Below are 13,472 nucleotides of genomic sequence, written 5' to 3' on the forward strand. Positions count from 1 at the left end.
TTATCAGTCAAGAGCGATCGCAAAATAGTGAGGTAGCAATATATGAGTTTCAGTATAAATAATCTCTAGTAAATATTTAACCGATTGCTGTCATCAACTCTTTTAAAAGCTTTATTAGTAGATTGCGTATAATTATGATTCCCAAGCTAAATCTAAAGGACAACTTAAAACCCGAATATCTACTTTTTTTAGATGCACTGGCGAAAACACCATTTTCAGGAGAAATTCGCCCTGATTTTGCCAGTCGATTGATGATGTCAACTGACAATAGTATCTATCAAATTTTACCGCAAGCGGTTGTCTATCCTAAATCCGAACAAGATTTAGTGCATTTATTTCAATTAGCACAGCAAGAACCATTTAAATCTGTAACTTTCTCACCCAGAGGTGGAGGAACGGGAACTAACGGTCAATCGCTTTCCCCTGGAATTATTATTGATTGTTCTAAGTACATGCACCAGATTTTAGAAATAAATCTGGAACAGGGATGGGTACGAGTGCAGCCAGGGGTAGTTTTGGATAAATTGAATGCCGAACTAAAGCCTTATGGAGTATTTTTTGCACCGTCTTTATCTCCTAGTAACCGTGCGACGATTGGAGGTATGATTAATACTGATGCTTGCGGTCAAGGTTCGCGGATTTACGGACGCACTAGCAACCATATTTTAGAGTTAAATTGGGTTTTAGCAGATGGGACTGTGGGGCGATCGCACGCTATTAACCTTTATACATTAAATCATCTAAAGCAACAACCAAATAGCATCGGACATATTTACAGTCAAGTTAATGAAATTGTTACAACCAAGCAAAAAATCATCGAGCAAAGTTTTCCTAAAATGCCTCGATTTATGACGGGATATAACTTGGCAAAGGTTTATTCACCGCCAGAACAAACATTTAATCTAAACTGGCTTTTAGCAGGTTCGGAAGGAACGCTTGCTATTATTACCGAAGCCAAATTAAAGTTAACTCCGATTCCTAAATATAAAAAATTATTGGCAATTCACTATAACTGTTTTAACGATGCTTTATTTGCAGCAGAGACTTTATTAGCTTTTGCACCCGCAGCTATAGAAACCATTGACGAAAAAATTCTCAGTCTGGCGAGACAAGATGAGATTTATGAAAAAGTCAAACATTTTATTCTAGGTGCAAAAGCAATCAACTTAGTTGAGTTTAGCAGTGACGACTTAGAGGAATTAGCACAGAAACTTACTCGAATCTGCCAAAGCATTACCTTAAATCGAAACCAGCCTCAGCAACCAACTGGTTATTATTTGGCGCAAAACGAAACAGAAATTTCTCATTTATGGGACTTACGCAAACGTGGTGTAGGACTCCTTGGTAATACTAAAGGCGATCGCAAACCAATTGCTTTTATTGAAGATACCGCAGTTCCGCCAGCGTGTCTAGCTAACTATATTTGCGAATTTCAAACTTTACTCAATGCCTATCAGCTAAATTATGCCATGTACGGTCATGTAGACGTAGGCTGTATGCACGTTCGACCAGCACTAGACCTGAAAGTACCACAAGATGAAGCACTGATCGGAGAATTATCTGACAAAGTTGTGGCGTTGGTCAGAAAATATGGTGGCGTAATGTGGGGAGAACACGGTAAAGGTTTTCGCAGCGAATATACTCCTACCTTTTTTGGCGAACTCTATCCCGATTTAGGCAAAATCAAAGCAGCTTTCGATCCCGATAATCGCTTAAATCCAGGCAAAATTGTCGCGCCAAACGCCAGTTATAACGAAGTGGTACGAGTCGAAGCACCTTTACGGGGACATTTCGATCGCCAAGTTGCAAAAGAAGTGCGATCGCAATACGAAGTTGCTTTTAGCTGTAACGGTAATGGCGCGTGCTTTAACTACAATCCCGATGATGTCATGTGTCCGTCTGCCAAAATTACAGGCGATCGCATTCACTCGCCTAAAGGTCGTGCCAGTTTGATGAGAGAATGGTTGCGGCAATTAGCCATCAATAAAAGTGAAGAAATAGAAAAATCTGGAAATTTTACCCTCAAGTTCTGGAATAATTTAACTAAGATCTGGGGAAGTTATGACTATTCCCATGAAGTGTATAACGGAATGCACGGTTGTCTCTCCTGTAAAGCGTGCGCTAGTCAATGTCCGATTCATGTAGACATTCCCAGTCTGAAAGCACAATTTCTCGAACTTTACCACACCCGCTATCTGAGGCATTGGCGCGATTATTTCGTTGGGAATATTGAAACTCTCGCCAATTGGCAATCTCACGCACCTGTCTTATTCAATTTTCTGACTCAAAACTTCGTGACGCGCTGGTTAATTCAAAAATTCGTGCGAATGGTCGATCCACCCGCAATCAGCACGCTGACTGTCAGACAGGGATTAAAACAAAGACAAGCACCAGTTTTTGATTTAGAGAAATTATCTACTCTTAGCAAGTTAGAACGAGCAAACAGCGTTATTTTATTGCAAGACGCTTTTACCAGCTTTTACGAATCGCAAATAGTTCTCGATACTTACGATTGCTTGCGCGAGTTAGGTTATACAGTGTACGTTCCACCTTTTTTCGTGAATGGAAAGACATTGCACGTTAAAGGGTTTTTAAAAACATTTCAAGCGATCGCGCAAAAAAATACTGACTATTTAAATCAATTAGCAAAACTAGAAATTCCCCTTGTAGGAATTGAACCTAGTATTGTCCTAACCTACCGAGATGAGTATATCAAAATTAAAGGTTTAAAAGCAAGCTTTCGAGTGCAGTTATTGCAAGAATTTTTGTGGGAAAACCAAGCGAGGTTAAAGCAAAAAATTGGCGATCGCATATCTGAATCATATCGTTATTACTTATTCGGTCACTGTACCGAAAAAACGATTGCTTTAAACTCACAAAAACAATGGCAGCAGATTTTTCAAATGTTAAAAATTCCTTTGAGTTTAGTTGCTACAGGCTGTTGTGGCATGGCGGGTATTTACGGACATGAAGCCGAACACTATAATGAATCTCAAGGAATTTATTCTATGAGCTGGAGACGGCAAATTTCATCCGATGTAGAACAGAGAAAGTTTTGTTTAGCTACTGGTTACTCTTGTCGTTCTCAAATCAAACGATTTGATAGTTTCGTACCTTTACATCCAATTCAAGTTATACTTTCGCACTGTAAAATATAATTAATTTAACACAAATTCTACCAATTACCAATTACCAATTACCCTAATTATATGGACTGCATTCATCTAGAAAAAATTCGCTGTTATGGTTATACGGGATATTTACCAGAAGAACAGGTATTAGGACAATGGTTTGAGGTTGATGTAACGCTGTGGTTAGATCTATCGGTGGCGGGTAAGAGCGATGCTATTGAAGACACAATCGATTATCGTAATATTATTAGTAACATTCAGCATTTAGTTAAGACTTCTAAGTTTGCATTAGTCGAAAAACTAGCAACAGCGATCGCGGAATCTATTTTAGCAGTGAAGGGGATAGAACAAGTTAAAGTAAAATTATCTAAACCCGCCGCACCCATACCAGATTTTAGCGGCAGAATTTCAATTGAAATTACGAGAAATGCTCGGGAATAATTTCCAATTCAATGTAGAGACGTTACATGTAACGTCTCTACATTGGAATCAAAACAGTAGACATATTTACCCATTCTGCATTTGCCAAAGCCTGACGCATTTGAGTTTCATCGGTAAACTTTTCATTTAAAACTCGCCCATCATAATTGAGTTTTACTTCATCTCGTTCAAATGCCCAAGGTTCAACTTTAATTTTGTCAAAATTATCATCTACAGGACTTAGAGTCAGAGTCGTTTCCCCAGATGCAGTAGGAATATCATGAAATTGCCTTTCCTCTCGCAGTCCCATACATAAAGCAAGTGATAATAAATCCCAAATTGCTACTAATTTGCGATTGCGTTGAATTACTTCTGGAGTTGTATGATTTGCATAGTAAGAGTCATTCTGTAAATAATTAACGAGCTGTTTTTGATAAGCATATTCTTGCTGCAAATATTCTTCTACTAACTGAGTAGATTCAGGTGAATTTTCCCATTTTCGGAAGCGCTCAAACAATCCCGTACCGTGGAGCGAAACCAATAACGCTGCATATCTACCGTAAGACGAAGTTAAATGCTTGACACCAGACCAAATCTTAACCGAGATTTCTGAAGGGAGTTCCATAAAATGATGAGGATAACCCGTCTGGAGATTTAAAGTCGGTTCGTTTTCCCAAAAGACCCAACCAATATCGTGTATTGCCGCACCAAGACAAACTTCTTCTCTAGGCGTAAAATTCCCAAAATCTTGATTTCCCCAAGCTTGTGCCAGACAACCTGCAATCCAAGCATGAGTTGGTTGTGCGATCGCAATTATTCCTGTTGGTGTTTGGCGGTGGAGCATCTCTCTGCGTTCTCGCTCGATTAACTTGAGATTAAATTAACATTTTCCTGTCTGTCGCCTAGCCATAGATATAGTCAATAGCTTCTGTTTTGGAAAATGGTAGAAATTTTAAACAGAGATGGATGCAGGTGGCACGTAAAATACAAATGCGATCGGTTTTTTGACTTTTAACTTTTGACTTTTGACTTTATAAAAAAACAGCCACCTCCCAAGGGAAGCAGCTGTATTCTTCACAATTGAGGTAGACAGTAGCCTACCTCTAACAAACTTTAGTAATCGAAATCTCCGCCACCCATACCAGCGCCAGCACCAGCAGGAGCGCCATCTTTTGGTTCAGGCTTATCAACCACGATACACTCAGTTGTCAGCACCATACCAGCGATAGAAGCAGCATTTTGCAGCGCGGAACGAGTCACTTTAGCAGGGTCAACAATACCAGCGCTAAACATATCGACGTACTCGTTTTTAGCAGCGTCGAAGCCGATATTGAAATCTTTTTCCTTGACGCGCTCGGCGATGACCGCACCGTTTTGACCTGCGTTTTCAGCAATCCGCTTCAGGGGAGAAGTTAGAGCGCGAGCTACAATTGATGCACCGATTAATTCTTCACCCTTGAGGCTGCTACTTGCCCACTGTTCCAACTGAGGAGCTAAGTGAGCCAAGGTTGTACCACCACCAGGAACGATACCTTCTTCTACGGCGGCTTTGGTAGCGTTAATCGCGTCTTCCAGGCGTAGTTTGCGGTCTTTCATTTCGGTTTCAGTTGCAGCACCGACTTTGACCACAGCAACGCCACCAGCTAGTTTAGCTAAGCGCTCTTGTAGCTTTTCTCTGTCGTAGGAAGATTCGGTTTCGTCCATTTGACGGCGAATCTGTTCGCAACGAGCCTTAACAGCTTGTTCGTTACCTTCAGCGACAATTGTGGTGTTGTCTTTGGTAATGGTGATCCGGCGTGCTTTACCGAGCATGTCTAGCTTGGTGTTATCCAGCTTCAGACCAGCATCTTCAGTAATCAATTGACCACCAGTGAGGATAGCGATATCTTCCAGCATAGCCTTGCGGCGATCGCCAAACCCAGGAGCCTTGACCGCAGCTACGTTGAGTACGCCACGCAGACGGTTAACAACTAGGGTTGCTAGCGCTTCTTTTTCAATATCTTCTGCCAAAATCAGCAGCGGACGACCAGAACGTGCAACTTGCTCTAGTACGGGGACTAAATCTTGTACCAAAGCAATTTTCTTGTCGGTAATCAAAATGAAAGGTTCGTCTAGAACAGCTTCCATCCGTTCGGGATCGGTAGCGAAGTAGGGAGAGATGTAACCTTTGTCAAAGCGCATCCCTTCGGTGATTTCTAGTTCGGTTGTCATGGACTTCCCTTCTTCTAGGGAAATGACACCTTCTTTACCCACCTTATCCATCGCTTCAGCGATCATGCTGCCAACTTCTTCATCGTTACCAGCAGAAATCGAACCGACTTGAGCGATCGCTTTAGAATCCTCTACAGGACGAGCGTGTTCGGCAATCTTTTCTACTAGGAAGTTAGCCGCTTTATCGATCCCGCGCTTGAGGGAAATTGCATTTGCACCCGCAGCAACGTTACGCAAGCCTTCTTTTACAATGGCGTGAGCTAATACGGTTGCAGTGGTTGTACCATCACCCGCAGCGTCATTGGTTTTGGAAGCAGCTTGACGAATTAGAGATACACCAGTGTTTTCTACGTGATCTTCTAATTCAATTTCTTTAGCGATGGTTACGCCATCATTGACGATCTGCGGTGCGCCAAACTTTTTCTCTAGCACCACGTTACGACCCTTTGGACCCAGCGTAACGGCTACCGCTTCAGCTAGAATGTCCATACCCCGTTCTAGGGCGCGACGAGCGTTTTCGTTGTAAATAATGCGCTTTGCCATAGTTGTCTTGCGATTTTGGATTTTAGATTTTGGATTTTAGATTTTGTGAATTGGTAGTTGGTAATTGGTAGTTGTGGATCTCCCATTACCCATTACCCATTACCGATTAGCTAACAACTGCTAAAATGTCTTTCTCAGACAACAGCACGTACTCATCTGTACCTAGCTTTACGTCTGTGCCAGCGTACTTAGAGTAAAGAACTTTGTCTCCAACCTTAACTTCTAATTCTTGGCGAGAACCATCATCATTACGCTTACCAGGACCAATGGCGACGATTTCACCAACTTGGGGTTTTTCCTTAGCAGTGTCGGGCAAGTACAAACCGCCAGCGGTTTTCTCTTCTGAGGCGCTGACTTTGACAAATACGCGATCGCCTAGTGGCTTAACTGTAGAAACGCTTAAAGATACTGCTGCCATACAAATTCCTTGCCTTGTTAGCACTCTCAACTCCTGAGTGCTAATTTAGCCAAAAGATAGAGATCGTGGCAACAAATTCGATTGTACGGGTTTCCGAACTAGAGAGTCGGGGGACAAGGGGGACAAGGGGGACAAGGGGGACAAGGGGGATTAGGGGCGAAGGGGGACAAGGGGGACAAGGGGGCGAAGGAGGACAAGGGGGACAAGGAGGACAAGGGGATAATGAGGAACAAGACAATTTAAAATGCAATGTGTATGCGTGTAAATTATGTAACTTACCCGTTTCATTCCCTGAAGCTGAGATTTTCTCCCTCATTCCTCAAATGACCGACAACCTGACACCCCAAGATGAAACCTGCAAACCAAAAGATGATGAAGCTTTGGCTGTTTGCGTCCAGGCTTTAGGTTTACCGCAAATTCAACGCCATGTTTTTATTTGTGCCGACCAGACTTTACCGCAGTGCTGTTCTAAGGAAGCGAGCCTAGAATCTTGGGATTACTTGAAAAAACGCCTCAAACAATTAAAACTCGATAAACCAACGAGCGATCGCCCCAGTTGTATCTTTCGCACGAAGGCTAACTGCTTGCGCGTCTGTACTAATGGTCCAATTCTCGTAGTGTATCCCGATGGGGTTTGGTATCGTCAGGCAACCCCCGAAGTTATCGAACGGATTATCCAAGAACATCTCATCGGCAACCAAATTGTGCGCGAATATGCCTTTCTCGTTCATCCTCTTCCAGAACCGACATCAGACGCGATCGCTGATGACAACTAGTGCAGCATCAGAGAAGTCAATAGAATTGGCAAAATAACTTGGCAAAATAACTAAAAAGCCATCAGTTCTTTTGCACGAGACCCCATCTCATCACAGTTTATTAAGGATAGTTACAAAGAATATTTGATTTAGCAAACAAAATTGACTGACTTTTCTCAGTACAAATTTTGGCGTTTGCTCCTACTTTAGTGGGTTTTACTGATTCTTTCAAATAAAGATAGGTATATTTTGCTATTGTATCAGGTTTTATACGACAACGCCGAAAAAAGAATATATAATGATATCGCCTAAGTTATACCAAATAGGGCGTATCATTAGGTGTCCGTACTAAGACTGAAATCTTTGCAGTTGCAGTGCAGCACTAAAGCTATAAATCTTCTTTGAAGATTAAAATGGCTTTCCGACTACAATTCAGCGAGACCGAGGTCAGTAAAATACCACCAAACCGATAAATTGCAAGAGAAACTGCTATTGAAAAGTTCGACTGACTCAATTGTGGCGAGTAAGCGCAGCATGAAGGAAACTAGCGTAAAAGAGCACAAGCGACTGCTATTAATAGATGATGACCCCAACCTCATATTACTCGTCAAGGATTACCTAGAATTCCGAGGCTATGAGGTCATCACCGCAGAAAACGGGCGAGAGGCTTTAGAAGTTCTGGAGCAGGAAATTCCAGATATGATTATCTGTGACGTGATGATGCCAGAAATGGATGGCTATCAGTTTGTCAATCAGGTAAGACAGGACGAACGCACCAGTTGGATTCCGATTCTATTTCTTTCTGCCAAGGGTCAAAGCCAAGACAAAATCAAAGGTTTAAACATCGGTGCTGATGTCTACATGGTCAAACCATTCGAGCCAGAGGAACTAGTGGCTCAAGTGGAAGCTTCTCTTAAACAAGCTTATCGCCAGAGACAACAATCAGGTGGCAACGGCGAAAACGAGACAAAAATTCAAGTTCCTTTTGACGTGCATCTGACGCAAACAGAGCTAAAAGTCGTGCAATATGTGGCGAGAGGTCTAGCTAATCGCGATATTGCCGAAGAACTGAATGTGAGTCAGCGGACAGTAGAAAGCCACGTGTCTAATATGCTTGGTAAAACGGGATTGCACAATCGTACTGAGCTAGCACGTTGGGCAATTGAAAATCAAATGGCATGACTCGACATGGAAAATTGGCGGCTGGAGACTGGGGAATTCAAGAAAAAATGTAGCGGATTATGGCAAGAATAACTATATAGTTGAATCAGCACGACTGGCTGATGCCGTATAGATTAAATCCTGCTGTCATCTGCCTCCTGCTTTCTTGAGCTAGTGTTGTCTCAGTAGTGATAAGTTTAGTTTAAGTTTCTTATTAGGCGATCGCCTAAAAGAAGGTAGCGAATACGCAATTAGCTGCCTATCATGGGTAATACCAAGCTAGTGAGGATGCGGCAGTAGTAATGTTAGACCTGAACCACTGCTACAGAGTACTTGGATTAGAGCCTGGAGCCTCCCTGGAAGAAATTAACCAGGCGTATAAGGACTTGGCTTTTATTTGGCATCCCGATCGCATCCCGAAAGAGAATCAGCGGTTGCAGCAAAAAGCGCAAGAAAAATTAAAAGAAATTAATCAAGCGCGAGAGCAATTGCGGGTAATTCAGACTCGCACGGGTAAATTTACTCCCGCGCAACCAAAACCAGAGTCTCGCAGTAGATCTAAACAGTCGCAGGCTCATTCTCAATCTCATTACTACTCAGCGTCACAATCGCGCCAGCAAAGTTATTCGCAGTCGAGCAGCAATAATTCTCAGTCATATTACGATTCAACCGCGCGATCGCGTCAGCAGGCAAGTTCGCAGTCGAACGGCAATAATTCACAATCTAGCTACAAACAACCGTCGCAATCGCACTACGACTCTACTCAGTCGCACCAGCAGTCACATTCGCAATCTAGCTATAAGCAACCGTACCAGTCAGATTACTACTCAGCTTCACAGTCGAGCTACAAGCAGCAATCACCTCCCTCAAGCTATTACTCGGGATCGCAATCGCCCCAACAGAGTAGTTCTCAGTCTTACTATTCTGCTTCTAAGTCGCCCCAGCAAGCCACTGCTTCATCTTCCCCCCATCAACCTTACCGTCCTCACTATCCCGATATGACTGGAGCCGATTTACGGGGTGCTGAGTTGAAAGAAAAAGATTTATCGGGGAGAAACTTGAGCAAAGCTAACTTAAGTAAAGCCGATCTGAGCGATTCTTTTCTACACAAAGTCAACTTACAAGAAGCAAATCTATCTCAAGCCAACTTATTTCGTGCCAACTTATTAGGCGCAAATTTAACTTCAGCCAATTTACAGGAAGCCAATTTAATTGGTGCTGACTTGAGTGGAGCAAATTTAAGTAAAGCTAATTTAAAAGGAGCAAAAGTAGGTACAAAAGACCGAATTATGGTCAAATTAACCGGAGCAATTTTAACTGGGGCAATTATGCCTGATGGCTCAGTTCATTCCTAGAAAATTGTCTTTGATTTTTGATTGTTGTACGAGTGAGCTTAGCAAATAGATTGACAGCTTTAGCTGAAGATCTTAGTAAAAACCAGTCCTTACAGTTTTTTAACTTTTAACTTTTAACTTTTGACTTTTCATCTTGGCTGTGCTGTTTGGTCGTATAAAGGTTGGGTAGGCGATTTTTATCCGACTGGAAGTCGTGTGGGTGAATTTTTAGGTTTATACAGCCAGCGTCTCACGACTGTTGAAGGAAACACCACCTTTTACGCTATCCCTGATGCCGATACTGTAGCGCGCTGGGCAGCAGAAACACCGCCAGAATTTAAATTCTGCCTCAAGTTACCGCGAGACATTACCCATCAAGGCTTGCTAGAACCACATATTCCCGATGCTTTGAGTTTCATAGCACGAATGCAAGGTTTAGGCGATCGCTTGGGACCAATTTTTGCTCAACTCCCGCCACGATATAGTCCAGAAGCAATAGAAGACTTAACAATATTCTTAAACGCTTTGAGAGAAAAAACGTCGCTGGCTTTAGAGGTACGTCATCCAAGTTGGTTTCAAGAGCCTCACGCTAGTCAACTAACAACGCTTCTGAAACAATTAGGGATAGGTAGAGTTTTACTCGATAGCCGTCCGATATACGATGCACCAGACGATCCGCAGATTCACTCCGAACGCCGCAAACCTAAGTTACCAGTAGAATTTAGGATCGCTGCACCGTTTAGCTTAGTTCGTTTTATCAGTCACCCAAAATGGGAGTTGAATCAGCTGTTTCTTGAGGAATGGGTTGATTTTATCGATCGCAATCTAAGTCAAGGAACCCAGATTTATTTCTTTATACATTGTCCCACAGAAGAGCGATCGCCGCACAATGCTCGGTCGTTTCACCAGTTATTGACACAAAAAGGGGTTGTGGTTCCGCCGCTTCCCTGGAACGATTTGCAGCCATTTCCTCAGCAACTCAGCTTGTTCTAGATTGACTTTCATCCGTCAGAAAGAGTGCGATTGGATTTGTTTGTCATTAATGTAGGGATAAGTCATATTAAGTTCGTTGCAATAACCAGAGTATTGCAAGGGTGGGTTTACCAGAATTCATTCTGACGGTATTTACGAGCGATTAACCGAACACGATATCAGAGATTTTTTCTTAGATTGGATAAAGTTTTGATTGTGTTTCACGCATTAGCCGAAGGCGAAGCGTTAGATGCACAGGCGCAAAGAAGAAAGCAAAAACAATTCTTTTACTACAGTTCAGTTTTAGTAGCTCAATTTAGTAAGTGGGAGAAACAAAAGTGACTTTAAGTAATGAAGAAAAACAAAAAATCATGAACGATCTAGCTCAAGGTAAGCCAGGATTGGTTCATGAGGAAAAAACTCCTAATCTCGACCAGTATGACTCTAGTTTCGATGCTAAAGACTACGAGAATTTTGAGGATTTTGCTCAGCGTCCTGTAGATGAGACAGGTACGTCAACTTATCCACAAAGAAATATAGTCGAGCAAATTAGGACGCAAATTCGCTCCGAATTTGAGGAAGCAAAAACTACTGGACAGTTGCGATCGAGTAGGATTCGCGAAATCGTTCAATCTGCTATATATGATGTTCGTACGGAGATAAAAGCAGGTACTAGCGATATTCGTCAAATTTTCAGAGATACCATTTCAGCAGTTAGCGATAACTTTAAGGATAAGGGTAGCGAGATCAAAGAGGAAATTACTGCTGCGGTTGAAGGATTTATTGAAGGTTACAGTAGTGGCAAACGGCAAACTATTGTCAAAGATCAGGCAGAAGTTCACCAATTACAATCCAGAATTGACACTCAAGAAGAGGAACTACAACAAGAGATCGATCGCCTCTTGGTTGATGTAGAAGAAGTTGGTAAAGAATCAGATTCTAGTTTGAAAGATTCGATCCAATCCGCCATTAATGCCTTTAAAAATAGCGAAGAATTCGCTTTAATGAAGAAGCGTTACGCTCAACTCCAAGCACAATTGGCGATCGTTCGCGCCAATCTAGCCGCCCGCTATGGCGGACGCTACGAGGAAATCAAAGAAAGAATAGATGAGGCTACGCACTGGTACAGCCGCACCCGTAACAAAGCTGATGTCGGAGAATCAGTAGAAGGGCGATCGCTTGAAGATAGACTTAAAGAAGTAGGAGAAGCGATCGCGAAAGGAGAGCATCAACTACGCAAGATTCTGCACGATCTGCTCAAAGTTGCAAGTGATTTGCTCAAAGATAAAGAACCACCTGCTAGTAAATAAATTGGGTAAAGTAGGGGCGCACAGCCGTGCGCCCCTACCCCATCAACCAGCAGCCTGCAATTCCAAAGATGGATAATCTGTATAACCCCTCTTGTCTCCGCCATAAAAGCTAGAGCGATCGTAGGGGTTTAATTGTGCGTTGAGAGCAAAACGCTGCGGTAAGTCGGGGTTGGAAATAAACAGTCTACCGTAAGCAACTAAGTCCGCATCTCCAGAGGCTAATACTGCATTTCCCGATTCGCGATCGTAGCCGCCAGCACTGATGAGAGTCCCTTTGTAGATCGGACGGAAGTATTTTGATGACAATTCTGAAGTAGGATTTTCTACTGTCTCGTTACCAGCAACTCTCGGCTCTACCAAATGTAGATAAGCTAATTCAAATTGGTTGAGCGCATCAACTACATAGGTAAACAATGCTTTGAGATCGGAGTCGTAGACGCTGCCAAAAGTGCCACTGGGTGAAAGTCTGACTCCCACTCTATCTGCACCCCAAACACTAACGACTGCTTCAGTCACTTCCATTAGCAAGCGGGCGCGATTTTCAATCGAGCCACCATATTCATCTGTACGGTGATTGGAGCCATCGTGGAGAAATTGATCGAGCAGATAGCCGTTGGCGCTGTGAATTTCTACGCCATCAAACCCAGCCGCCAACGCATTTTTTGCCCCTTGGCGATATTGTTCTACAATTCCTGGAATTTCTGCTGTTTCTAGGGCGCGGGGTGTAACGTAAGGCTTTTCTCCTTCGTAAGTAGCTGCCATACCTTCTGATGGCGCGATCGCGCTAGGTGCAACGGGCAATGCTCCATCGACTTGCAAATCGGGGTGAGATATTCGCCCGACGTGCCATAGCTGGAGAAAAATTTTGCCACCGCGATCGTGTACGGCTTTCGTCACTAGCCGCCAGCCTTCTACCTGTTCTTGGGAGTGAATACCAGGGGTAAACGGATAACCTAAGCCTTGTGGCGACACCTGAGTCGCTTCTGTAATAATCAGTCCTGCCGAGACTCTTTGGGCGTAATATTCTGCATTCAATTCTCTCGGCACGTTACCCTCTCCCGCACGGTTGCGCGTTAAGGGAGCCATCACCATTCGGTTAGGTAATTCGTAACGACCGAGCCGAACGGGTGAGAATAGATCGATGTTGGTATTCATAGGCTTTACTAGGGTAAATGGATAAAAAGTGTATGAAATAATGTGGACTGTAGAAGCGCGAA

The 13,472-nt window shown here is 42.9% G+C and carries 11 protein-coding genes; 7 read left to right on the forward strand and 4 right to left on the reverse strand.

The window, feature by feature from the left end; all coding sequences use genetic code 11:
* Positions 1-134 precede the first annotated feature (134 nt).
* Together M5J74_RS03155 and folB are read left to right on the forward strand one after the other, a co-directional pair.
* A complete protein-coding gene (locus tag M5J74_RS03155) occupies positions 135-3,158 on the forward strand; it encodes an FAD-binding and (Fe-S)-binding domain-containing protein (protein WP_250015333.1) in 3,024 nt (1,007 codons plus the stop codon).
* Between the two features lie 51 nt (positions 3,159-3,209).
* Positions 3,210-3,572: a dihydroneopterin aldolase gene (gene folB, locus M5J74_RS03160; RefSeq protein ID WP_250015335.1), complete on the forward strand. Its 363-nt coding sequence runs from the start codon at positions 3,210-3,212 to the stop codon at positions 3,570-3,572.
* 37 nt (positions 3,573-3,609) lie between these two features.
* On the opposite strand, the gene M5J74_RS03165 is transcribed toward folB, so the two are convergent.
* From M5J74_RS03165 to groES, 3 genes are all read right to left on the reverse strand, one after another.
* Positions 3,610-4,395, reverse strand: a complete 786-nt coding sequence (locus M5J74_RS03165; protein WP_250015337.1) for a DUF3891 family protein — start codon at positions 4,393-4,395, stop codon at positions 3,610-3,612.
* Positions 4,396-4,664: 269 nt separating this feature from the next.
* Entirely contained in the window at positions 4,665-6,305 is a 1,641-nt protein-coding gene (gene groL, locus M5J74_RS03170) for a chaperonin GroEL (protein WP_015152680.1), read from the reverse strand.
* Positions 6,306-6,411: 106 nt separating this feature from the next.
* Entirely contained in the window at positions 6,412-6,723 is a 312-nt protein-coding gene (groES, locus tag M5J74_RS03175; protein ID WP_039713348.1) for a co-chaperone GroES, read from the reverse strand.
* 323 nt (positions 6,724-7,046) lie between these two features.
* On the opposite strand from groES, the gene M5J74_RS33235 reads away from it, so the two are divergent.
* The 5 genes from M5J74_RS33235 to M5J74_RS03200 all read left to right on the forward strand — a co-directional run bounded on the left by M5J74_RS33235 (position 7,047) and on the right by M5J74_RS03200 (position 12,255).
* A complete protein-coding gene (locus tag M5J74_RS33235; protein ID WP_015152682.1) occupies positions 7,047-7,499 on the forward strand; it encodes a ferredoxin in 453 nt (150 codons plus the stop codon).
* Between the two features lie 513 nt (positions 7,500-8,012).
* Positions 8,013-8,660, forward strand: coding sequence for a response regulator transcription factor (locus M5J74_RS03185; RefSeq protein ID WP_015152683.1), 648 nt, complete (start codon positions 8,013-8,015; stop codon positions 8,658-8,660).
* Positions 8,661-8,941: 281 nt separating this feature from the next.
* A complete protein-coding gene (locus M5J74_RS03190) occupies positions 8,942-9,994 on the forward strand; it encodes a pentapeptide repeat-containing protein (protein ID WP_015152684.1) in 1,053 nt (350 codons plus the stop codon).
* A gap of 120 nt (positions 9,995-10,114) precedes the next feature.
* A complete protein-coding gene (locus M5J74_RS03195; protein ID WP_015152685.1) occupies positions 10,115-10,966 on the forward strand; it encodes a DUF72 domain-containing protein in 852 nt (283 codons plus the stop codon).
* Positions 10,967-11,283: 317 nt separating this feature from the next.
* Positions 11,284-12,255: a histidine kinase gene (locus tag M5J74_RS03200; protein WP_181245474.1), complete on the forward strand. Its 972-nt coding sequence runs from the start codon at positions 11,284-11,286 to the stop codon at positions 12,253-12,255.
* A 42-nt stretch (positions 12,256-12,297) separates the two neighbouring features.
* Here M5J74_RS03200 and M5J74_RS03205 read toward each other — a convergent pair whose 3' ends face one another.
* Positions 12,298-13,410: an alkene reductase gene (locus M5J74_RS03205; protein WP_015152687.1), complete on the reverse strand. Its 1,113-nt coding sequence runs from the start codon at positions 13,408-13,410 to the stop codon at positions 12,298-12,300.
* Positions 13,411-13,472 lie beyond the last annotated feature (62 nt).

This window comes from Chroococcidiopsis sp. CCNUC1 (assembly GCF_023546805.1).
Taxonomy (GTDB): domain Bacteria; phylum Cyanobacteriota; class Cyanobacteriia; order Cyanobacteriales; family Chroococcidiopsidaceae; genus Chroococcidiopsis; species Chroococcidiopsis thermalis.